Here is a 23,985-nt window from a genome sequence, read left to right as displayed (position 1 = left end):
ACGCCTTATCGATTGAAAAGATATAGGATGATACTTATGTTCGTGCTTTCCGTCATCTTGTTGACATGGAAAGCGACACCTGCGGCCGCCGGTAAGATGGATGATCTGCAGGCTCAACTCCTATCGGCCAATGGTGAACAGCGTATCAAGATTCTAGAGGATATTTATATTGAGAGTCAGGAAACTGAGGATGTTAGTTCTCAGTTGAAACATCTCAATAACCTAATTTCAGAAGCGAAGACGCAGAAAAATGATCTGGAAGAGGTCAATGCCCTGGCCGAACGTGCCTCTTTGTTCTATAACTATGACATGAACGACTCGGTGCTCATCGTGGTGCGTCGTGATATGGAGCGTGTGAAAGAAGTGGAACAGTGGCAGGTCTATTATGAGATGTGGGGTCTTATAGCTAATACTTACGTCTTTATGGGCCAGAACAATATGGGTATCCACGAGACTCAGGCCATGTTTGAAGATGCCAGGAAACGAGGCGACAAACTGGGTATGGGTCAGGCCAACTGCATCATGGGTACTGCCTATAGCAATCTGCGTAATTTCGACCAGAGCGTTGAGGTGTTTGAGAAGTCCTTGGCGGAATTGTCCGAATTGGACCCTGTCCCTTCTGTTATGCCCGATGTCTATGTCTACTATGGCAATGCTCTCAATGACATGAAGGACTATGCAAAACTTGACCAGCTCACCGTAAAATGGAAAGGGTTCCTCAAAAAGTTCTTCAGTGAGCATCATCTGGATAATACGTCTACAGGTGATATGTATCTGTCCTATTACTATCTGGCCTGCACTCAGGCCGCTTTGGGTTTGGGTCGGCTTGAAGATGCTGCCCAGCAACTTGCCGAAGCTCGCAATCACATTGCCAATATGGACAACCAGCTGGGGGGTAAATGGCTCTACTATTCTGCTCAGCTAATGAATCAGGAGGGACATTATGCTTTGGCATTGGACGAGAATACCCGTCGTATGCAACTGTCAGATATGAGCGATAAGGCTATGGAGGCTATGGTGAAGTTGCAACGTGCGGAGATCCTGGAAAAGATGGGATACCATGTTGAAGCCGGAAAGTTATACAAGGAACTCTATTTCATCAATGACTCCCTCAACGCTCAAGAGACAAAAGGTCAACTCAACGAGATGAACACCATCTTCCAGGTAGGGGAGAAGGAACTGGAGAATATACGTCTTCAACAAGAGAACGAGCGGGCTCAGTTCCGTTTCATCATCATTGTTATCTCGCTTATTGTCATCTCCTTTGCCATCTTCGTTTTCTTCCGTCTTCGTGCAGCCCGTAAGTTGAAGCAGGCTCACGAGCAGCTCCAGGTGGCTTATTCTGACTTGCAGAAGACCAATGAAGACTTGAATAAGGCCAACAGAGTGATAGAAGAGACGACGGCAGCCAAGGAGCGTATCGAAAGTGAGTTGCGTATTGCCCGCGATATCCAGATGTCGATGGTGCCCAACACGTTCCCCGAGGACGAAGGTCTGGACCTCTATGCCTCTATGACTCCTGCCAAGGCAGTGGGTGGCGACCTTTATGACTATGTGCTCTTAGAGAATAAGCTCTATTTCGCCTTGGGCGATGTTAGTGGCAAGGGTGTTCCTGCATCCCTTTTCATGGCTCAGGCCACCCGTCTGTTCCGTACGTTGGCTAAGCAGAATCTGTTGCCTGCTGATATTTGTACCCGTATGAACAGTGAGCTGGCCGAGGATAACGAACAGGGTATGTTCGTGACCATGTTCATCGGACTGGTTGACCTTCAGTCCGGACATCTTGATTTCAGTAATGCCGGTCATAACCCACCCGTTATCAACAACGACCACTTCTTGGAGATGGAGCCTAACGCCCCGATAGGCTTATGGCCTGGACTGGAATATGTGGGTGAGGAGATTGCCAACATCCACAATACCCCCATCTTTGTATATACCGACGGACTCAACGAGGCTGAAAACGCAGCTCAGGAGCAGTTTGGCGATGACCACTTGCTTCAGATAATGAAGGAAACGCCATATCAGAGTGCCCGTCAAATGATAGAATTGTTGCAGAAAGAGGTGGCCCGCCATGTGGCAGGCGCCGATCCGAGCGATGACCTCACAATGCTTTGTTTAAAGATCAACTAATAATAAAGAACCTAATGATATGAGAAAGGAAATTCGAATTAAGAACCAGGTCGGCGAACTAGACCATGTTGCCCGCTTCATCGAGGAAATCTGCGATGAGTTGGGGCTTGACATGGAGCTGAAGATGAACCTGAACCTGGTGATGGAAGAGATGGTTTCCAATGTCATCTTCTATGCTTATCCCGAAGGGGCTGATGCCTCTATCGAGTTGATAGCAGAGAGTGATGGCAAGGAACTCACCTTTGTGTTGAGTGATCAGGGTCGCGAGTTCGATCCGACGCTCAAGGAGGACTTTGACATGGATACGAATCCTGCTGAGCGCGACCTTGGCGGTATGGGTATTTTCATTGTCAAGAACATCATGAATAATGTGACTTATCAGCGTCTGAAAGGTAAAAACCTGTTGACGATGAAGAAAAACATTAATGGGAATTAAAAAGTAAACAATTAACTATTTAGAAAATTATACAACTATGACACAGATAATAAAAGAAGGTGACAAGACCATCATCAAGACCGGCAATCGTATTGACACTATTAATGCTCCCCAGTTTGAGAAAGACATTGAGCCTGCACTGCAGGATCAGGGTGTAGACCTCGAGATGGACTGCACCGAGTTAAACTATATGGCCAGTTCCGGACTGCGTATCATCCAGAAGACCATGCGCACTGTCATGATGAAGAAAGGCAAGTTCAAGATGACCAATGTAAGCCCTGAGATCTACAAGGTGCTGGCTATGACAGGCTTCACCAAGTTCATGATAGTAGAACAAAAAGCATAGCTCATGCCTGACGACTCACAGACCCTTCGTGAGGAACTGCAGCGACTGCGCGAGGACTACGAGACCCTGGAGCATAATTTCGACATCATGTCAGAAGGCTATCAGGAGTCACTCCTGCTCTATGATAAGTTGGAAGAGACCTATCATGAGCTTGAGGAAACCAACCAGCAGTTGGAGATAGCCCGTCGTCGTGCAGAAGAAGCTTCTCGCATGAAGACCAACTTCATCCAGCAGATATCCCACGAAATTCGTACCCCCCTGAATATCCTGAATGGCTTTACGCAAATTCTTACCACACCAGGTATGGAACTCGATGCAGCCACTCAGCAGGAGGTGACGCAGGGCATAGACGAGAATACCAACCGCATCACGTCGCTGGTGAACAAAATGCTGGAGTTGGCTGATGCCAACAGTAGCGACGAGCTGGAGCGTAATGACGATGTGCCTGCTGTGCAGGTGGCTGCCCAGGCAGCCGACGAGAGTGGCATCACCATCGCTCCGCATCTCACCTTCGACCTTGATATGGGTGAGGGTACCGATGTGGCTATGCTCCACACCAACCTGCAGCAGGCCACTCGTGCCCTGTCGCTGGTGCTCGACAATGCCCGTAAGTTCTCGCAGCCTGCCGAGGCTGCCATTGTTGCTGGTGCTGAGGTGAAGCAGAGTAGGGTGCTGTTGCGCCTTGCCATGCAAGACCAGATGCTGGCATTCATCGTTGAAGACAATGGCATCGGTGTGCCTGCTGAGGAATCTGATCATATCTTTGAAGAATTCGTACAACTCGACAACTATTACGACGGCACAGGTATCGGTCTCACTGTGGCTCGCAGTATTGCGCGCCGGCTTGGTGGTGACATTGTGCTCGATACATCATTTAATAATCCTGAGGGTGGTGCCCGTTTTGTGATGACCCTCCCCCTTTAATAACAATGAATAACAAACAGAGAAAATGACTTCTAAATCACTGAATTTGTCAACCATAGGTGTCAGGAATTTTCTCCTGTGCCTAATCACGTTGCTCCTGCCGATAGGTACATGGGCAGAGGCTGCCACCAACGAAGGTGTGTTCTTCAATGATACAGAGCTGACAACCAGTAATGCATCTACCATCATGGGCACAGGCGTCAGTTTCGACGAGGAGAGTCGTGTTCTGACACTTAACAATGCCTCTGTAACGGGTAGTCTGGTGACCTATGGCACCGACCTGACCATCAGTTTGGTAGGCGACAACACCTTCAATGGCACGCTCTATGGCTATGGCATTGAAGGTGAAAGTGCCGGAATACTGAACCTGGCTAATGCTCTTGGTGAGCCTTGCTCCCTTCAACTTATCTCGGGTAGTACCACTTCTGTAGCCACAGGCTTCGAAAATTTTACGTATTCTTGTTTCGATGCCCTAACCGATGATGTTCAGTATGTCAGTTGGACCTATCAGAATTTAGGTGATCCTCATTCTTTGATGTATTACAAAAATGGTTTGAAACCAGTTACCGATGTAACCTTCACTTCTGGCTATGGTATTCAAGTAGGTGAAACGGTGACGGACGATAATGCCGATGATATTCTGGAAGATGGCGGTTCTGTGAGCTATGATCCTGCAACCAAGACGCTGACCCTTACGAATGCTACTATCTCTTATGTCAATGACATTGTATGGGGCAATGCTGTTGACATGAATGTCAATATTATTGGCGACAATTACATTGAGGGAACAATCACTGGCAGTGGTATTGGGGCACTCAAGGTGAACCGTAATGTCTCAGGAGCTGACTGCTCGCTGACAGTAGGCAGTAGCGAGAGCTATAACTCTTGTATTAGCAACTTTACCAATGTGACGGCAGAAGGCTTGAACGTCTCTGCCTCTGAGTTGGGAGGTATGATTGTTGAAGGTTCCGAGCCTCTTAATCCCATGTTCAACAGCAGAAAGATTGTCTTCACAACTGCGACCTTATATGGAATATGGGTTGGCGCTGATCAGGTTACAAGTCAAAACAAAGACAATATCTTGGATGAAACGACTGGGGATGAGCAGCCTACTATGAGCTTTGACCCAGTGAATAGTGTCCTGACAATGAACAACGCCAGTATTAACATCCCCTACTTGGAGATGTCATCGCCGAGTTTTACTATTAGTATGGACTTGACTATCCAACTGGTAAGTGAAAGTTCTTTGAGTTGTGACCTGACTGTACAGTCAGGTTATAGTGTGATCTTTACTACCGATGAAGACACCCCTGGCAGTTTGCAGGTCATGGGTAATATTTCTGGTAATGTGGTCTATGAGAACGGCTTGTCCTATATGCCGAATAGTGAGTATGGCGGCACCATCGGTATTGACAATTCCGTGCATTATGACCTTTGGATTGCAGGAATACAGGTGACAGAAAATACCGCTGAAAACTTCTTTGGTGACTACTCAGTAAGTTGGAATAATGAGACCAGTACGCTGACGCTTAGCGATGCTACCATTGGTATGGCCATTGATGGCGAAGGTGAAATGAGGGAGGCTCCCGGCATCATCTATAAGGGTACGGACAACCTGACCATTAATCTGATAGGTACTAATAGAATTTATGGCGCTTGGGGCTGTGAGGCCATCCTTTATGATGGAGAATCAGAGAGAGTACCTCAGCTGGTTTTCTCGAACGATGACAGCCGGACCTGCTCATTGCTGTTATCTACAGAAGGTGATGAACTTATCTCTGGCTTTACTGAAATTAATTATGGCGGCTTGTACCATATCACAGATGTTATTGAAGGTGAAGAAGTGACAATCAGCACCATAATTATCACTTCCACACTGATGGGAGGAGGCAGTGGAACAGCCTCAGATCCATACCTCATCAAGACGAAGGAGGATTTGAGGGACTTTGCGAAATACAACAACCAAGGCGTTATCAGTCGTCAGGCGTTTGTCAAACTCAATAATGAAATCAATTGTGAGGACCTCACAGGCTTTGAGCCCATTGGAAATAGTGATAATGCGTTTGAAGGAACTTTCGATGGCAACAATTGTACCATTAGTCACCTGGAATACGTGGCAGACGAAGATGCAGAATATGCCGGACTGTTTGGGGCACTCAGTGGAATGGGTGTCATTAAGAAACTGACATTAAGTGACTGTTCCTTTACAGGTGGTAACAATGCAGGAGCCGTAGTGGCCTATATGTATGGTGGCACCGTTGAGGACTGCAATGTCAGCAATTGCGTTGTTGAGACCGGAAGCACCCAGAACCCGATGGCCGGAGGTGTGGCAGGCGAAATCTACGAAGGTACCGTCCAGCGCTGTAAGGTGTTTGGTTCCACCATTACCGGTGCGACTACCTATTCCTTAGAAGGTGGTATGGCTAACGCAGGTGGTATCTCAGGTTATATCAATACAGGAACAATCGCTTCTTGTGAAGTCGAGAACTCTGCTATCAGCAGCAGTCATGTTGTAGCAGGCGGTTATCAGACAGCAGGTGGTATTATAGGCCGCTGCGAGTTTGACGCCAGCGGTGAGTATCCTGTTACCATCAGTGGTAACGCTGTAAAGAATACGACAACGGTTAGTAGCGAAGTCAAGACTTCTGGAGATGAGTATGAAATAGCTTTGGCAGGTGCAATCGTGGGTTATCACAGAGCTATTACGTTGGCCGACAATACCTATGAGTTTACGGTCTCTGTGTCAACCAAGAATTCTGGTGATGAGGCAGCCACCATTCTTACTGGTTACCAGCATCGTGGCTCAGGTGGCTATACCGATTATGATGGCGACAGCTATCCCGAATTTGTGCCTTCTTCTTCTGATATCTTTGAGGATAATGGCGCTGTTCTTGCCAATACCAAGAAGGTGACTCTGCCAGGAGAGACTTCCGAGTATACTGTTATGGGTGAGAAAGGCACTTATTATAATAATGTAGAGGATGGTATCCTGGTTGTCCCAGGTCAGACCGTGACCTTGAGTGCATATCCTGGCGACGGATATACTATTGAGTCTCTTACCGTGACCAATACCTCTACGGAGACTACTATTACCACCGAGTCAGAAGAGATGGGCGACAATATTACACAATATACCTTCGAGATGCCCGATGTTCCTGTGACAGTTACAGTGACAACATCACAGTGTTTCCCCATCTGGGTGGCAGGTCAAGAAGTGACCAGCGCCAACGCCAGAGATATTCTGGGTGATGGCACAGTAAGTTGGGACAATGAGACCAGCACGCTGACGCTGAACAATGCCACCATTGGTTCTGCTGGCAGTGAAATCACCGAGGGTGATGAAGGTGCCATGATGGAGGCTACGGGTATCTACTATATGGGTACGGATGACCTGACCATCTGTCTGAAAGGCACTAATGCTATTTATGGTACAGACGGTTGCGAGGCCATCCGTTACAATGGCTATGCCGAGAGAACTCCTAAGTTGGTGTTTACTAAAGGTGACAACCAGTCCTGCTCACTATTGCTGAATGCCGGTGAAGAAACCGTCATCTCTTATTTCAGTGAGATAGAATACGACGATGTAGCCTTGGTGGTTGAAGGTGATATAGACCCTCGTTACTGCAGTCTTGATGGTACTATTTGTCTGAACTACTACGCAGGCAATAATACCTATCTGCCCATCACGTCAGCCACGGTTACTTCTTATACCTCTTATGATTTATATGTCAGCGGTGAGCGCGTCACCAGTCTCAATATGAATAAGATTGCCAAGAATCAAGGTGCCAACAACTCTATTTCCTTTGATGGCAACCATACGCTGACGTTTAACAATGTACCTTATAACTGCTTCCAGAGCCCATTCATCCAAACAAGTATGGATCTGACTATCCATCTAATAGGAACGAGTCAGCCAGATTGTGGTAGTAGCCTCATAGAAAGAATAGATGGTGATAACACGACACATACATTGACTTTTACCACCGATGAGGCCAATCCGGGAATGCTTCTCTTCCGTGGCGGTTATGCCCACGATGGTTTCCAGTTAGCTTTCCAGAACGGCCTTTCTTGGAATCCTGTAGGCTATTTTGATGAGTCAAGTTCCGATGCTCCTTATGCTTGGATAGCCCAGTCGTTACCTGAAGTCTATGGTCTTACTGTGGCAGGCGTAGAGGTTACCGAAGAGAATGCTAAGAATATCACGGGTGACCTGATTGTGGGTGACGGTACTGTTAGCTTCGAACCCGAGACCAATACGCTGTTCATGACTGGCGATGTTCTTATTGGCAATGGTGGTGTGGCTTGGAATGGCAATGGTGATCTCACCATTCAGTTCGTAGGTAAGGAAAACCGCATCAGTTCTCTCACTACCAGTGCCGTCTATAGCACCTTAGAAGATGCCGCCTTTAACCTGATTCTTCAGGAAGGCAGTAACGATGTACCTTGCGAGCTAACCCTCCAGACCCCCGAGAACACCGACATCATTGGTTCGGGCTTCACCAAGGTATATCGCGAAGTGAGTCGTTTGGTAGACTATAACCTCACGGTGACTGCCCAAGACGCGACAGGTGCTCCTGCCCAATGGCATGCTCTCTGTGTCACTACCCAGTTCGATGCCCCTGTTCTGTGGCTCGATCCCGATTCAGAGACTCCTAAGGCTGTTGTGTCTTTAGGTCTTTTCCCTGGCGCTACTTTTGAACGTCAGTATAACGATGTGACGCTCTATACCTCTACCGATGGCAGAAACTTCAATGTTTATACCGAGCCAGTGGCTGTTAGCGTAGCTTCGCCGATGATCTATGCCCGTGCTCAGATTCGTAACGTTGTCTCACCCATTGCCAGGGGCAAGTATATCGGCTTTGCTCCTCAGCCTGCATCTGTTCTGGTAGGTACCAGCTTTACCCCTGAGATGACACAGATTGGCAATGGCGATGGCCTGACGTTCAACCCCGAGGGTGTGGTCTATGAGAGTAGCAATCCCAATGTGGCTCTCTTCACTAATGGCGTTGTCACCACTGTTGGTGTGGGTACCGCCACACTTACTGCCAATATTCAGCAGGCAGTCGATGTGGCCGACGAGACCTCCTATGCCTATCCGTTGGTTGTCAGCGACGGTATCCTTAGCTTCAATCTTGCCGTGAGTCCTATCAACTACAATATCTGGGTTAAGGGTATACGTGTAAACAGTGCCAACAAGGATAATGTGTTGAGCGATGCTAACGCCACCGTACGTTTCAACCCCGTTACCAACAGTCTGTTGTTCTATGGCGCCAACGTTAGCATTAATCCTGGTGATACCACCTCTCTTGTCAGATGTGCTCTGTCCGAGGGTCTTACTGTTGAGCTGCGAGGCACCAATACGCTGGCCTTTAGCGCTGGTTTCCGCAATATGCTGAATACCAATGTTCCTCTCACCTTTACCACCAACGACACCAAGCCTGGTCAGCTGAGTTGGACTTTACAGGACGATGTGGAAGGCTTCTTTAGCACACGTTTCAACATTGGCTATGAAGCTGACCTTGGGTTGCAGACTTCTGGTGACCTCATCTCCGTAACGCCTCCCGTCGACTACGGCCTCTTGATAGGTTCTACCGTTGTCACCAGTGTCAACTGTACCGATATTCTGGGCGATGGTAAGGTGAAATATACCGATGTCGACAAGACTCTGGTGCTCAACGATGCCACACTCACTGTTCCTGTGACCAGTGGTCTGAGTCAGTTGAAGATTTATCTGCAGGGTGAGAGCACCATCAGCGGCACAGAGAATATGCTATCGTCTTCAGTGGCTAATGCTCCTCTCACCTTCACTACCTCTGCTAGTGCTCCTGGTAAGCTCACCCTGATCAAGACCAAGGATTCTGGTAACTGGATAAGTGGTTTTGCTACGCCTTCCTATGATTCTCCGTTGGGTCACACTGAGGTTGGCAATAGCATGGCGGTGCTCGATCCCGCTTCCATCGCACCTATTGTCAACGAAGAGAATCCTACTGCCGAGGTGACATTGACAGACCCCACCGATCCTAATCACCCCGATGATCCCGTGGTGAACGAGGTCATTGACGATGTAATTTATAACCTGCCTGCCAATAGCTTCGATGAGGGTAGCGGCACACCAGAAGATCCTGCTGGTGCTATTCTCGATGAGGTGGTAGTTAAGGACGAGACTTTCTACGAAAATAACGAACCTGGTACTGACGGCTTTGCTGCAGGTTTCACAGGCCTTGTCTTTATGTTGGCTCCTGGCACAGGCGATATTCAGATTGACGCCAATATCCGTGAGGGCAACAAACTGGCAGTACAGATTGGTCTGAGCGACCCCGTTCTCCTGCCTAACGAGGATTACCCAACTGTCAACGAGATGGCCACCTATTATGTGCCCTTCGCTGTCACCGACCGTACCTATGTCTATGTCTATCTGGCCGAAACACCAGCACCTTCGAGGAGTATGAGTGAAATGCCGAATCGTGAGAAGGTGCTCCACGGACATGTAAAGGTGACTCAGTTAGGTGTGGCTGCTTCGTCGATGGTCAACAACAATGTCTATTCAGAACAAGAGAATAATGTGGGTAGAAAGGTGAAGCTTTACAGTCTGCCCAGCTCTGCTGTTGCTGACAGCGGCAATGGCATCGTGCTCTCTACTGTAGCACTAGCCGACGCTGCTGCCAGTCGTGCTGTAAGGCGCGAGGCAGCTCCAGAGGTGTATCCCATTACCGAGTTGGCTCCCACCGTGTTTGATGCGCTTGACAAGAGTCAGATTCTGTATATCGACATGAAGGGTACCGCCTTGGAGGACTTCACCGTCAACCGCTCTAGCGGTCTCATGGGTGGCTTTGGCAGCAACACGCTGATTTATCTGCCTGATAAAAACGACGATGGTGGCGAACCCAACGTGGTTATCAACAAGGAGTGTGCCCGCCTCAGTCTCAACAGCGATTCTAAGTTCCGCTCGCCTATGGCCTTTACGGCTGCTGAGGCTACGCTGAACCGCACGTTCACCGTTGGTCGCACCTCTACTGTCTTCCTGCCCTTCGCCCTGACTAAGGCGCAGGCCGATGCTTTGGGAACGTTCTATAAGTTCAAGGAAATCGATGGCGATAATGCTGTGTTCTATGATGCTGAGAATGACGGCATCGAAGCTAATAAGCCTTATATCTTCACGCCTGCCGCAGAACATGTATCTGCTACAGACGTTGCTGTGATGCAAGTCAACAGTTTCTCTGCCACTCAGGGTAACCTGATTGGCACCTACGAGCAGATTGAGTGGGCTGTCGATCCAGGTAATATCTACGGCTTTGCCGCTGCCGATGATGGTGGTATCAAGGGAGGACAGTTTGTCCGTGCCGCTGCTGGCGCTTGGATTCCTCCCTTCCGTGCTTATCTGCAGGTAGACAACGCCTCTTCTCGTCTTAATATCGTGATTAGCGAACAGGAACCTGACGATATCCGTGAGCTCTCTATCAGTCGTGAGGATGCCAATGCGACTTACGACCTGCAGGGCCGCAAAGTTTCAGATACTAGACAAAAGACCTCAGCTCTCAAAGCTGGTTTGTATATTATTAACGGTAAAAAAGCAATTGTAAAATGAAGAAGATATATTTCCAGCCCGATTGTAAGACAGTCCTGATGAATTCAGGTTGCGTGTTGTATATTGCCAGTCATAGAGGTGAGTTGGGCTCTCGTGGCTCCGATCTTTTCTTCTGGGAAGATGAGCCTGCTGGCGACTACAGTCCTGGTAGAGGCTGTAATGACGACTTCGACGATGATGAAGAAGACTATTAAAATAGATGAGTGAGAAGTAATCGCTTCTCACTCATCTATAACCTCCGGATCGGGCATGTCACGATTTAAATCCTGATATGCCCCTTTTAAATCGTCTTTGGTGATCTTGTATTCACGACAGAGGGGGCGCCCCTCGTCGCTCAGCGAATGGCGAAACAGCCATTCATAAGTACGTTTCATATAGAAGATGCTGGCCAGCGCCCCATGACTCTGACCTTTCAGCCAGTCGTAGCGTAACCGTTTGTCGTTATGGGCATCTTCCAAGGCGTTCACTACCTTTTTCGACTCTTTGATGTTCACAGCCTTGTCGGCCGTGCCGTGCATAATCCATAGCGGCACCTGGCCCAGTCCCTGCACATCCTTCAGCGTGGTGCCGCCACAGAGAGCCATCGCAGCTGCCACTTTCTCAGGATAGGTGCCTGTAAAGTCGAGTGTGCCATAGCCGCCCAGACTCATGCCCAGCACATAGACGCGGGTCGAGTCGGCAGGATAGTTTTTCAGCGTCCACTCCAGCACATCGTTGATTTTCTTGGGGTTCCACGAACCGCCTGGGTTCTGAGGTACGATGACTAGTGCAGGAATCTCCCGGCCCTTCACGATGGCATCCAGCGGACCATAGCGTCGTGAGCGGTTCAGGTCTTTGCTGCACAGGCTGGCCCCATGCAGGAAGATGATCACAGGGGTGTGTTCCTGCGAGAAGTAATAATCCTCAGGGGTATATACCCAAAAATCGTAACCGCCAGGAATCACCTTGCGGTTTGCTATCAGGTAGTCATATTGTGCCATCATGCTGATGCTGCTCAGCAAAGCAACAATCAAAAGTAGCGTGCGCCTCATTCCACTAATACAGCAGTTCCTGCAACTCTTCTACCGTAAAGATAAAGGATACGATGGTAGCCGATTTCTTGCCTACGAAGGTGTAGATAATCTTATAGCCGGCATTGGGAATACATTGCATGTCCTCCTTCTCCTGGGTCGACATCTGCTTGATAGAGTCGGTCATGGCAGCTTTCAGACTTTCGAGGTTGCCCAGGTCAAACTTGTTGTCGTCCACCGTATAGTTCAGCAGCACGTTACCGTTTTGGAATCCCATGCCCAGCGATATCATGCCGTCACGACTATGGCTGTCCATGTTGGCGTTGAACTCCTTCATCAGGTCGCCCACCTCGTCGTCCACTTCGCTCCAGCCCAACTTCAGCTCCTCTTCTAGCTCATTTCTCTCCTCGGCTACTGTTGGCTCGCTCGAGCAGCCGCTACAAGAGGATAAAGCCATAGCAGCAGGGATAATCATTAATGCGAATAACTTTTTCATAATTCTTTTTCGTATGATTCTTTCGTTAGTTTGGGTGCAAAGGTACAACTATTTTCTGATTCATCAAAAAATTATTTCATAATATGTGAAAAACCAAAAACTCCCACCGTTTTAGTGGGAGTCTTTGGTTGTATTAAAGTGACAGGAAGTTATTGGGCAAGGCTGAAGTTGACGGGCAGCGTGAAGGGGGTGTCGATGCGCTTGCCGTTCTGTCGGCCAGGCTCCCAGCGGGGCATGTTGCGAACCACGTGGATAGCTTCTTCCTTCAGGGCCTCGATGGCGTCCTGATAATTCTTCAAGAGTTCCTTAGCCTCTTCGTCATCCGCTTTAGCAGCTTTTGTCACCTCGTAGGTGATGAGCGGGCTTTTCGTGTTCACTTCAATGACTCTGGGCGACCTGATCAATCCTGTCTTGCCGACGATGAACTTCACAACGACTTCTCCATCGACCAGCATCTCTCTGGATACTGTAGGATAGCGCAGATTAGCTGCCAGATACTCGAAAATCTTTTGGTTGCCACCAGGATATTTGGGCATCTCCTCTGCCACATTGAACACCTTGTCATCATCAGCTGGAAGGACATCATCCTTGAAGTATGGGGTGTTCAGAGCATCATTGTCGATGTTGAGCGGCTGAGTGTGAACGCTGATGTTGCTAATGACCATAGCTTCTTCGAGCGTAGCGTCAATCTTGTTGCTGTTGATGTCGAGCGTCAGGCTCTTGAATCCAACGTAAGAGATACGGATCTTGTGCTTGGGGTTCACTACCTTGAATGCGAAGTTGCCGTTCTTGTCAGTGACGCTGGAAGCCACGATACGTCCGTATTCGTCTATCTCAACGAGGTTGACGGACTGGAGCGGCTGACCGTTCTTGCTCTTTACACTACCTGAGATCTTGTCGCCAGGCTTGACCTCGTCAACTGCCTTTACCTCTTTCACAGGTGCAGGAGCAGGGGCTGGTGTCTCAATAACTTCAACCTCTTCGGTCTCGGCAGAAAGAGCCTCGACGATAGGCTGTTCAATGATCTCGACGCTATTGTCGATTACTTCTTTCAAAGCCTCTTTGGGTTTTGAGAATGCTGTGAGGGCGATGCCTACGAGCGGGAAGGTGACTGCAATCCACATCATGCGCCACCAATGTGACTGTTTCTTTTTCATCATGATAATTCGTTTTTTAATGTTAAGATTAAACGAACAGGCAAGCGCGTAGGCCTCCGCTCCGACTGTCCGCAGGACTAATAATCTCTGATAGTCACGACTTTGGATTTGATAATGATTGATCACTTCATCATCGGCCTCATATTCGTGAACCACTTTGATTTCTTTCATAATAAGCCAGCATACTGGGTTGACCAGGGTGCACAACAGGATGAACACCAGGTCGAGGGGGTGCAGCAGTTTGATGTGCGACAGCTCGTGACGCATGCTGGCACGACGTCCGAAGCCGTTCTCCTTGTTGGAGATGACGATATAGTTCATCCAACTGAATGGACCGTATTCTTCATTATGCACTACCAACCGTATCCAACGTCCCACTCTGTGGGTTCGTTTTCCACGCAGGAAGAGTATCATCTTCACCAGCGACCTCAGCCAGCCAACGGTCTGGATACATATATAAATAAGGTATGCGAGGGCGATGGCCAGAAATATCCTTTGGCTGGTGGACAGTTGTGAACTGAGTGTCAAGGACTGCGAGTCGAGAGGCGAGAACTCAGAACTGAGAGTAGAGAACTCCGTGTTGAGCGGCTCAAACTGCTCGGTGTTGAGTCGGCAGACCTCTGCGATAGGCTCCATCTGCTCGGTGGTGGTGACATGTATGAGTGGCAGCAGGGCCGACACTACCACGCTGCCCAGCAGGAACATACGGTTGAAACGATGGAACGTACTGCCGCTGAAGCACATCTTATATAACAATAAAAAGGCCGACAGGCACAGGGCCCATTCAATGATATATATGACAAAACTTCCCATATCAGTCCTCCTCTATCATTTTGATTAATTCCTTGAGTTCGTCAACACTCACGTCGTGCTCTTTCACCAGGTTTGAGATGAATCCCATGTACGAGCCGCCAAAGAGCTTGTTGACATTCTCCTTGTGGATGGCATTGACATACTGTTCGCGCGAGACAGTAGCATCGTACAGATAGAATTTCGGACTCAGCTCCTTGTGATTAATCATGCCATGCATCTCAAGACGGCGCACATAGGTGGCTATCGTGTTGAAGTGTGGGGCAGGCCCGGGGAGGTTGCCTATGAGGTCGCGGATGGACTGCTCGCCATGCTCCCAGAGCGCCTCCATGATGGTCAGTTCCTTGTCAGTCAGTTTCTTCATATTGAATACTTTTTGAACGCGGTTTTAAGTTTTCTGATGCAAAGTAACTACAAATTGTAGTAACTATCAAATTTGTTAACTCATATTAACAATACATATGTAGTTATTAATACATGAATGTTAAAGAATCTGCTGCTTTTCTCCATATAAAATAAAATGCCTAACTTTGCATCTTCATCAGTAATATAAGGACATCATGAAGATATTTGCGGTAGGAATGAACTATGTGCTGCACAATAAAGAGTTGGACGGCACGTTATATAAACCAGAGGCACCTGTGATATTCACCAAGGCTGACTCGGCGCTATTGAAGGACGGCAAGCCGTTTTTCATACCCGACTGGAGCGAGCGTGTGGACTACGAGACCGAATTGGTTGTGCGTATCTGCCGACTGGGCAAGGGCATCCCGGCTCGTTTTGCCCATCGCTACTACGATGCGGTGACAGTAGGCATTGACTTTACGGCTCGCGACTGGCAGGAGCGGGCACGTGCCAACGGACTGCCCTGGGAGATCTGCAAGGGTTTCGACGGCTCGGCTGTCATAGGCCAGTGGGTGGAAAAAGAGAAGCTGCCCGATGTGCAGGCTTTGCACTTCCACTTGGACATTAATGGCACCACGGTGCAGGAAGGCTGCAGCAGCGATATGCTCTATAAGGTGGACGAGCTGATAGCCTATATCTCGACCTACTTCACGCTGAAGACTGGCGACCTGCTGTTTACTGGAACGCCTGTAGGTGTGGGGCCTGTGAAGATAGACGACCATCTGGAAGGATGGCTGGAAGAAAGAAAAGTATTGGATTTTAACTGTAAATGAGACGATATCTGATAGTCATGGCAACATTGCTGCTGAGTGTGATGGCTCACGCCCAGCACTTCTTCAACCTCACCGCCGATGAGGTGAAGATAGACTCTGTGCTGCCTTGTTTCAGCTATCAGCAGGCGCTAGGACCCCACTATGCCGACTCCGTTTACGAGGTGAGCATCGCCTATCCGGAGTTTATGGAGATGTCGAAAGGTGACATTGCCCGCTATCAGACTATCACGACTGAGGTGCCACCATCTTTGCCTAACGTAGAGCAGTTTGTGAGTGTGGTGCGCAAGGAGGGCGTGCTGAATGTCTCGTTCGTACCAGTCGTATTCCGTGATGGCAAGTACCAGAAGCTGGTCAGCTTCATGCTCGATGTCAAAGCCACTGCCCCTGGTCATTCAAGAAACCTTTCCACCCTTCACCCTTCACCATCATCACCCCGCTATGCCGCCCATTCCGTATTGGCAGAAGGCAAGTGGGCAAAGATCAGAGTGGGGGAGACAGGCATCTATCAGCTCACTGATGTGCTGATTCGTCAGGCTGGCTTCTCAAACCCCTCGAAGGTGCGCATCTATGGCTATGGTGGTGCCTTGCAGGACGAACAGCTTACTGGCGACTATCTTTCCTCGACAGACGACTTGAAGGAGGTGCCCACCTGTGTGGTTGGCGGACGCCGTCTGTTCTATGCCGTTGGCCCTGTAAACTGGTCTTCGAATACGGCAATGGCTCGCACGCGCAATCCTTATTCTGATTATGGCTATTATTTCCTGACTGAGGCTGAGGGCGAGCCGCAGACGGTGGATAGTGCTACGTTCAAGGCATCGTGCTATCCCTTACCTAATGACTATCACGACCTCTATGAGGTGGACAACTACGCTTGGTATCATGGTGGACGTAACCTCTATGAGAAAGAGAAGCTTACCATAGGCAGCAATCGAGACGTCGTGCTGCCAGCAGTACATAATACCACAGTAAAGGTTGATGTGGTACTGTCGTTCAACTCGAAGTTCGAGGCCACGATTGCACTCAACGGAACTTCTCTAGGCTCGATGGTGCCAGGTTCCTCTGCTGTCGATGCTAGTGGCAACCTCAGGGATGGACTTGCCTTTGCCGCCCTGTCGACGTGGACCTTCGACTTGCCTGCTGATGCCCTGAATCATGAGGGCAACAATACGTTTACGTTGCGCCAGACCTCTGGTGGCGATGTGCGTATCGACTATGTCTCGCTACGTTATGAGAGTCCTAAGCCCTTCACCGACCTCACCTCATCGTCGCTGCCTGAGCCAGAATATGTCTATGGCATTACCAATCAGGACCATCATGCCGATGCCCAAGCCGATATGGTGATTATTGTGCCTGCCTCGCAGAAGTTTACTGATCAGGCAGAGCGCCTGAAGAGCTTGCACGCGACCTACGACAACCTGCGAGTGAACATCGTGCCTGCCGATGAACTCTACAACGAGTTCTCCAGTGGTACCCCCGATGCTACCGCCTATCGTCGCTATATGAAGATGCTGTACGATCGTGCTGAGAGCGATGCCGACATGCCCCGCTATCTGCTGATGTTTGGCGATGGCGCCTGGGACAACCGCATGCTATCCAGCGACTGGCGAAGCTTGTCGCCAGAGGACTTCTTGCTGTGCTATGAGAGCGAGAACTCGTACAGTCAGTTCTATAGCTATGTCACTGACGACTATTTCTGTCTGCTTGATGATGACGAGGGGGATGTGACGCGTCAGGGCATCGATGCTGCCGTAGGACGCCTGTCTGCTCGTACTGCCAATGAGGCAAAGATTGTGGTCGACAAGATTTATGACTATCGTACCAACGCCCATGCTGGCGCTTGGCAGAACACGCTGTGCTTCATGGGCGATGATGGCGATAATAACCTGCACATGACAGATGCCGACACAGTGGCAACGTCTGTGCATAACCTCTATCCTGACTTTGATATCAAGAAGATATACTGGGATGCCTATACCCGTGTCTCAACCTCGACGGGCAACCGTTTTCCTGAGGTGGAAGATTTGGTGCGTCAGCAGATGCAGGCAGGAGCCCTGGTGATGAATTACTCTGGTCACGGCTCCGTTTACATCATGTCGCACGAGCAGTCGGTGAAGAAATCATACTTCTCTGAAAGGATGTCGTTGCGCTTGCCCTTGTGGGTGACGGCTTCGTGTGATATTATGCCCTTTGACGGACAGCAGGAGAACTTTGGTGAGTTGGCTATGTTCAACGACTATGGCGGCTCCATAGCCTTCTTCGGAACCACACGAACAGTGTATTCTCGCTATAATCGCTTGATAAACAAGTCCTTTATGAGATATGTGCTCAGTTCGCCCAATGGAAAACGAATGTCGATGGGCGAGGCAGTGCGTCAAGCCAAGAATGGTTTCGCGTCGAGCGGCATCGAGATGGAACGCATCAACCGAATGCATTATGCCCTGCTGGGCGACCCTGCGCTGGTTCTGGCGGCTCCTACGCTGCAGGCTACTGTTGACAGCATCAACGGACAGTTGGTTTCTGCCCAAACAGGAAGCAGCATCTGTCAGTTGAAGGCTGGTTCTGTGGCTACGGTGAAGGGACATATCGAGGGACAGCCCTCGTTCAATGGTCTGGTAACCTTTATCGTAAGAGATGTTGAGGAGAAAGTGAGTGGTAAGCAGAACGATGCCTCCACCACTTATGCGTTTACTTTCAAGGATCGTCCAAACACCATCTATACGGGTAGGGACAGCGTGAAGAATGGCGAGTTTACTATTCGTTTCTCTGTGCCGCAGGATATTAGCTATTCTGATAAAACGGGCCTCTTTCTGGTTTATGCCGTCAGCAGCGACAAAACGCAGGAGGCACATGGACGTAACGAAAACTTCACACTTTCTGGTTCTGTCGAAGGTGTAAACGATGGCATCGGTCCTTCTATCTACTGTTACCTGAATAGCGACCGCTTCAATAATGGCGGCACCGTCAATTCCACACCTTATTTCTATGCAGAGCTGTCGGATAAGGACGGCATCAACGTAGCAGGTAGTGGTATTGGACACGACTTGGAGTTGATTATTGATGGTGACATGAACAAAACGTACAACCTGAATGAGTATTTCCAATACAACTTTGGCGACTACTGCTCTGGCAATGTGGGCTACAGCCTGCCTGAGTTGACCAGCGGTGAGCATAAGCTGCTGTTCCGAGCCTGGGACGTACAGAACAACTCGTCTACTGCAGAGCTCACATTCATGGTTGATGCTCGTCAGGAACCCTCGTTGCAGAGCGTCATCTGTACTAAGAACCCTGCCACTACCTATACACAGTTTATCGTGACCCATGATCGTAATGGCAGCTCAATGGATGTGGAACTCGAGATTTTCGACACTTCGGGCCGTAAACTGTGGGGAAAGACGGAGAGTGGCATACCCACCGATAATACTTACACCATCGACTGGGACCTGACTACCAGCAGCGGCAGTCGACTGCGCACTGGCGTCTATCTTTACCGTGTGCTTATCAGCAGTAATGGCAGCAGTCAGGCCTCTGAAGCCAAAAAGTTGATAGTGCTGGGCAATAATTGAGACTAGACTACGTTTATAATAGCATGGACAGATATTATAAGATAGGTATGGCTTTCGGCCTCTGGCTGTTGGCTGTAGGTGTCAGTAAGGCTGACGACTATAAGACAAATACGTTCAATCCCGTTGAACATGCAGTGATTTCTCAAACCATTGCACCTGATGCTCGTGCTGCTGGTATGGGTGATGTGGGTGCAGCTACCGACCCTGACGTTAACTCGCAGCACTGGAACTTGGCAAAGTATCCCTTCTGCATCAGCCGTGCAGGAGTGTCGCTTAACTACACACCTTGGCTCCGTCAGTTGGTCAACGATATCGACCTGGCTTATGTCACGGGTTATTATCGTGTAGGTGACTATGGTGCCCTGTCTGGTTCGCTGCGCTATTTCTCTCTGGGTACAGTCTATACCGATGGTGCCGGTGAGGATGAGTCGAGCACTGTGAAGCCTTATGAGATGGCACTTGACGTGGCCTACTCGCGAATGCTGAGTGATCACTTCTCGTTGGGTGTCGGTCTGCGATGGATTTACAGCGACCTACGTTATGACTATAGCGAGGATTCGAAGCCGGCCTCTGCCTTCTCTGCCGATATCGCCATGTATTATAATAATTATGTGATGCTGGGCAGCCGTGAGTGTCAGCTTGGTTTTGGTGCCACAGTGACAAACATTGGTAGTAAGATATCTTATTATGGTGATGAGGAGAGTCAGTTTATCCCCACCAACCTGCGTGTTGGTACGTCGCTGATGATTCCTGTCGACGACTACAACCGCTTCAGCATTGCGGCCGATGCCAATAAGCTGCTGGTGCCTACGGTGCCTATGCAGGGTGTTGATGAGTCGAACTCTGACTATCATGACCGTGTGCGTCGTGAATACTCCGACATGAGTAGCATCAAGGGAATGTTTACCAGCTTCAGCGATGCACCTGGCGGCTTCAAGGAGGAACTGGAGGAGATACAATGGAGTGTGGGCGCTGAGTATGTGTACAATGACCAGTTCTCGCTGCGTGCTGGTTATCACCACGAGAGTGAGTCGAAGGGTAACCGTAAGTACTTCACCGTGGGTGGTGGCTTCCGTATGAATGTCTTCTCGCTCGATGTTGGCTATGTCATCTCTACTGCACAGTCGAATCCCCTCGACCAGACCCTGCGTTTCACCTTGGCCTTCGATATGGATGGTATCAAGGATTTATTCAAATAAATACCATCGTAATAACGTCATAATGAGAATAAATGATGATTAGAGTAGGAATGGGATATGATGTCCACCAGTTGGTGGAGGGCCGCGACCTGTGGATGGGCGGCATCAAGTTGGAACATACATTGGGGCTGCTGGGACATAGTGATGCCGACGTGTTGATTCATGCCATCTGCGATGCCATCCTGGGTGCCGCTAATATGCGTGATATTGGCTATCATTTCCCTGATACCTCAGCCGAGACCGATGGCATGGATAGCAAAATCATTCTGAAGAAAACTATCGAGCTCATTGCCACCAAGGGCTATCATCTGGTAAATATCGATGCTACTATCTGTGCTGAGAAGCCTAAGATGAACCCGCATATTCCTGCTATGCAGCAATGCATGGCGCAGGTTATTGGTTGTGACCCTGACCAGATTTCCATCAAGGCCACCACCACTGAGAAACTCGGCTTCACAGGTCGACAGGAGGGCATCTCTGCCTACGCCGTTGCTCTCATCGAGAAATAATCCCTTTTCTCACCTTTCGCTCTTTCGTTATTCCGAAATTGGAATAACGATAAAAAAAAGTCCGCTGCAACTCTCTCGAGCTACAGCGGAACAAGCCTATGTTTAACTAAAAATCCTTTTCCAAAAGAAATTTTCAGTCCACAAGGACTAAAAATTTTGAAAGTTTAAAAGGGAGCTTCACAGCGACCTCCTGTTATCCTTACAGTTGAAAACTTTCTTTTTTACCAATAACTAAAAACCTAAAACTATAAATATTACTACTAACCTAAAACAATCTATTAACCTTTTGACGATGCAAAGGTACAACGATTTTCATAACCCCACAAGTATTTCAAAGAAATTTAGTGTAATAATGTCACTATTCTTGATTTAAATCAAGCCATGTGTCCGCAAACAACAAAAATTTTCACTGTAAAACATACAATGTTCAATTCTTTTTCGTACCTTTGCACAACGATGAGAGTACTGATAGTGAATACAAGCGAACAGGCAGGTGGGGCAGCGGTAGCTGCCAGCCGCCTGATGCATGCTTTAAATAATTATGGTGTCAAGGCCAAAATGCTGGTGCGTGACAAGTCGACTGACGAGATTACAGTGGTAGGTTTGAAAGGTCATCTGCGCCAGAGATGGCATTTTCTTTGGGAGCGATTGGTCATCTTCATGCATTTGCACTTCAAGCGTGAACGCCTTTTTGAACTTGATATAGCCAACGCTGGCACCGATATCACAAAGTTGCCAGAGTTTCAAGAGGCCGACATCATCCATCTGCATTGGATCAATCAAGGCATGCTGTCGTTGTCTGATATCCGTAAGATACTGAAAACGGGCAAACCCGTGGTTTGGACTATGCACGACATCTGGCCTGCCACGTCGATTTGTCACTTGACGCTGGGTTGCAGTTATTTTCGTACAGCTTGCCATCATTGTAAGTATCTACCTGATGGTGGTGGCAATCGTGACCTGTCTGCCCGCGTGTGGAAACGCAAGCAAGCACTCTTGGACAATGGAAATATCACCTTTGTGGCTTGCAGCAAATGGCTGGAGCAGGAGGCGAAGAGCAGTGCCCTGCTACGAGGGCAGACTGTTGTGAGCATCCCCAATCCTATTGATGTGAATGTGTTCTGTCCTGGCAGTCGTGAAGAGGCTTGTCAGGCTGAGGGACTGCCCAGCGACAAACGTCTTATCCTCTTTGTCTGTCAGCGCGTCACCAATCCCAATAAGGGTATGAAGTATCTCATCGATGCCTGTAAGAAGTTGGCTGCTGAAAAGCCGGAGATGAAAGATACGACAGGTGTGGTTATTTTGGGTAGTCATGCTGATGAGGTGGCTGGCGAATTGCCCTTCCCTGCTTATCCATTGGGTTATGTTGCTGACCGTCAGCGTATTGTACGAATCTATAGGGCAGCCAGTATGTTTGTACTGCCTTCGCTTAGCGAGAACCTGCCCAACACCATTATGGAGGCGATGGCTTGCGGCGTGCCCTGCCTGGGGTTCCGTGTTGGAGGCATCCCTGAGGAAATCGACCACAAGAAGAATGGCTATGTGGCTGACTACCGTTCAGTTGATGACTTGGCTCATGGCATCGATTGGATCCTTAACGAGGCCGATGCTCAGACTCTGTCGACAGAGGCAGTTAGGAAGGTGCACCATCATTATGCCACCCAGCAGGTCATGGTGCGCTATATCGAAGTCTACCAAGAGGCTTTGGCCCAAAAACACTTGAAGCTATGATACGGTTCACGGTTGTCACTATCACATATAATGCGGAGTCAGTGTTGCAGAGTACTCTCCAGAGTGTGCTGCGTCAGACCTATGGCGGCGTGGAACATCTCATTATCGATGGTGCCTCAAAAGATGGTACCTTGCAGATGGCTGAGGACTATAAAAGTCTTTCTGATCAGTCGGAGCTGGGGCATAAGGTCATTATCAAGTCAGAACCTGACAAGGGTATTTACGATGCGATGAACAAAGGTCTGTCTCAGGCTTCGGGTGACTATGTTGTCTATATGAATGCAGGCGACTGTTTTCCGCAGGACGATACTCTAGAACAGGTGGTGCATCGCTGCCGCCTGATGGAGAGCCCCTCTGACGAGTTGCCTGCTGTGCTCTATGGACTGACGGACATTGTTGATGGAGAAGGAAAATTCCTGTATCATCGTCGCTTGCAGCCACCAGCACAATTGTCTTGGCAATCATTCCGTCAGGGCATGCTGGTATGTCACCAAGCTTTTTATGCCCGTACGGATATTGCCAAGAACCTGCAGTACGATACCCGCTATCGCTTCTCTGCCGATGTGGACTGGTGTATACGTGTGATGCGGGAGGCTGAACGTATGAATCTCCCCTTAGTGCCTGTTGGCATCGTTACTGCCAATTATCTCGAAGAGGGGCAGACTACCAAAAATCATCGTGCCTCACTCTTCGAGCGTTTCCGTGTCATGTGTCGTCACTACGGCTTCTTCCAGACAGTCGCCCTTCACTTCTGGTTCCTGATGCGATAGGAGTACATATGTGAAGAACTTTTTTATATCTTTGCATTGAAAAAATGTTGTTGCAGGGTTTGAAACATAAGTTTCAGGATTTGAAATATGTGTTGCAAACCCTGAAATATAAATTTCAAGGTTTGAAATAGAAAATTTTAA

Annotated in this window: 16 protein-coding genes; 12 read left to right on the top strand and 4 right to left on the bottom strand. The window is 48.8% G+C overall.

Going from position 1 to position 23,985, the window contains the following annotated elements:
• Positions 1–27: 27 nt before the first annotated feature.
• The 6 genes from Q0R57_RS00920 to Q0R57_RS00895 are packed head-to-tail and all read left to right on the top strand — an operon-like array spanning position 28 to position 11,615.
• Positions 28–2,130 (top strand): PP2C family protein-serine/threonine phosphatase, encoded by a 2,103-nt coding sequence (locus Q0R57_RS00920; RefSeq protein ID WP_294742962.1) that lies wholly within the window; start codon positions 28–30, stop codon positions 2,128–2,130.
• 19 nt (positions 2,131–2,149) lie between these two features.
• Positions 2,150–2,566, top strand: coding sequence for an ATP-binding protein (locus Q0R57_RS00915; protein ID WP_294742960.1), 417 nt, complete (start codon positions 2,150–2,152; stop codon positions 2,564–2,566).
• Positions 2,567–2,603: 37 nt separating this feature from the next.
• Positions 2,604–2,912: an STAS domain-containing protein gene (locus Q0R57_RS00910; RefSeq protein WP_294742958.1), complete on the top strand. Its 309-nt coding sequence runs from the start codon at positions 2,604–2,606 to the stop codon at positions 2,910–2,912.
• A gap of 3 nt (positions 2,913–2,915) precedes the next feature.
• Complete coding sequence (locus Q0R57_RS00905) at positions 2,916–3,836, top strand: HAMP domain-containing sensor histidine kinase (RefSeq protein ID WP_294742955.1); 921 nt, start codon at positions 2,916–2,918, stop codon at positions 3,834–3,836.
• Between the two features lie 25 nt (positions 3,837–3,861).
• A complete protein-coding gene (locus Q0R57_RS00900; protein ID WP_294742953.1) occupies positions 3,862–11,421 on the top strand; it encodes a hypothetical protein in 7,560 nt (2,519 codons plus the stop codon).
• The gene (locus Q0R57_RS00895) at positions 11,418–11,615 is read left to right on the top strand and encodes a hypothetical protein (protein ID WP_294742952.1); all 198 of its coding nucleotides are present in this window, start codon (positions 11,418–11,420) and stop codon (positions 11,613–11,615) included. Before Q0R57_RS00900 ends, Q0R57_RS00895 begins: the two co-directional genes overlap by 4 nt.
• A gap of 27 nt (positions 11,616–11,642) precedes the next feature.
• Here Q0R57_RS00895 and Q0R57_RS00890 read toward each other — a convergent pair whose 3' ends face one another.
• The 4 genes from Q0R57_RS00890 to Q0R57_RS00875 form a co-directional block, all read right to left on the bottom strand.
• Positions 11,643–12,452 (bottom strand): alpha/beta hydrolase-fold protein, encoded by an 810-nt coding sequence (locus Q0R57_RS00890; protein ID WP_294742951.1) that lies wholly within the window; start codon positions 12,450–12,452, stop codon positions 11,643–11,645.
• A 4-nt stretch (positions 12,453–12,456) separates the two neighbouring features.
• Positions 12,457–12,927 (bottom strand): hypothetical protein, encoded by a 471-nt coding sequence (locus Q0R57_RS00885; protein WP_294742948.1) that lies wholly within the window; start codon positions 12,925–12,927, stop codon positions 12,457–12,459.
• A gap of 149 nt (positions 12,928–13,076) precedes the next feature.
• Positions 13,077–14,897 carry a carboxypeptidase regulatory-like domain-containing protein gene (locus tag Q0R57_RS00880; protein ID WP_294742943.1) on the bottom strand — a complete coding sequence of 607 codons (1,821 nt, stop codon included), beginning with the start codon at positions 14,895–14,897 and terminating at the stop codon, positions 13,077–13,079.
• A gap of 1 nt (position 14,898) precedes the next feature.
• Positions 14,899–15,258 carry a BlaI/MecI/CopY family transcriptional regulator gene (locus Q0R57_RS00875; protein WP_294742939.1) on the bottom strand — a complete coding sequence of 120 codons (360 nt, stop codon included), beginning with the start codon at positions 15,256–15,258 and terminating at the stop codon, positions 14,899–14,901.
• Positions 15,259–15,454: 196 nt separating this feature from the next.
• Here Q0R57_RS00875 and Q0R57_RS00870 point away from each other — a divergent pair, with 196 nt between their 5' ends.
• The 6 genes from Q0R57_RS00870 to Q0R57_RS00845 all read left to right on the top strand — a co-directional run bounded on the left by Q0R57_RS00870 (position 15,455) and on the right by Q0R57_RS00845 (position 23,844).
• Positions 15,455–16,072, top strand: a complete 618-nt coding sequence (locus tag Q0R57_RS00870) for a fumarylacetoacetate hydrolase family protein (RefSeq protein ID WP_294742936.1) — start codon at positions 15,455–15,457, stop codon at positions 16,070–16,072.
• A 17-nt stretch (positions 16,073–16,089) separates the two neighbouring features.
• The gene (gene porU, locus Q0R57_RS00865; RefSeq protein WP_294742935.1) at positions 16,090–19,635 is read left to right on the top strand and encodes a type IX secretion system sortase PorU; all 3,546 of its coding nucleotides are present in this window, start codon (positions 16,090–16,092) and stop codon (positions 19,633–19,635) included.
• A 23-nt stretch (positions 19,636–19,658) separates the two neighbouring features.
• Positions 19,659–20,834: a type IX secretion system outer membrane channel protein PorV gene (porV, locus tag Q0R57_RS00860; RefSeq protein ID WP_294742932.1), complete on the top strand. Its 1,176-nt coding sequence runs from the start codon at positions 19,659–19,661 to the stop codon at positions 20,832–20,834.
• A gap of 32 nt (positions 20,835–20,866) precedes the next feature.
• Positions 20,867–21,343 (top strand): 2-C-methyl-D-erythritol 2,4-cyclodiphosphate synthase, encoded by a 477-nt coding sequence (ispF, locus tag Q0R57_RS00855; RefSeq protein WP_294742930.1) that lies wholly within the window; start codon positions 20,867–20,869, stop codon positions 21,341–21,343.
• Positions 21,344–21,799: 456 nt separating this feature from the next.
• Positions 21,800–23,074, top strand: coding sequence for a glycosyltransferase family 4 protein (locus tag Q0R57_RS00850; protein WP_294742928.1), 1,275 nt, complete (start codon positions 21,800–21,802; stop codon positions 23,072–23,074).
• Positions 23,071–23,844, top strand: coding sequence for a glycosyltransferase family 2 protein (locus Q0R57_RS00845; RefSeq protein WP_294742927.1), 774 nt, complete (start codon positions 23,071–23,073; stop codon positions 23,842–23,844). Before Q0R57_RS00850 ends, Q0R57_RS00845 begins: the two co-directional genes overlap by 4 nt.
• The last annotated feature ends 141 nt before the right edge of the window (positions 23,845–23,985 follow it).

The organism is uncultured Prevotella sp., assembly GCF_946407605.1.
Classification (GTDB): Bacteria; Bacteroidota; Bacteroidia; order Bacteroidales; family Bacteroidaceae; genus Prevotella.
Note: the sequence above shows the minus strand (reverse complement) of the source record. Positions and strands in the feature narration are given on the sequence as shown.